Origin of the sequence: Priestia sp. SIMBA_032, from assembly GCF_046535215.1 — a bacterium.
GTDB lineage: Bacteria > Bacillota > Bacilli > Bacillales > Bacillaceae_H > Priestia > Priestia aryabhattai.
On sequence record NZ_JAWRXD010000280.1, the window covers coordinates 1 to 336 of the forward strand.

Annotated in this window: 1 protein-coding gene; it reads right to left on the bottom strand. The window is 60.4% G+C overall.

Annotated features, from left to right (window positions below; all coding sequences use genetic code 11):
• Nucleotides 1–336: hypothetical protein (locus SB717_RS34375; RefSeq protein WP_410907326.1), on the bottom strand; the 336-nt coding region annotated here is incomplete at both ends.

Here is a 336-nt window from a genome sequence, read left to right on the forward strand (position 1 = left end):
GGCGAGGATCCGCTTCTCATGCGTCTGCTGCGTGAAGTTGAGGCCTACCTCGTACTCCATCTGCTCGTCGGAGAGGTGATCGATGACACCCGGCACGATCCGGATCGGCAGGAATTCACCCGTCTCGACGGTGTTGCGCAGTTGCTGGTTGATCGCCTGCAGGTGCGGGTTGTTGGTGCGCATCGGCTCGGTGAGCTCGAAGAAGGGCAGCTCATCCAGGTAGATGGGTGAGACCGTCTCCATCACGGGGCCAAGCTGGCAGTGGTCGCCGACGTAGACGATCTTGCAGTTCTTCGTGCCATCGAGAATGTGCATGCGCAGCGTGGTGTCCGTCAT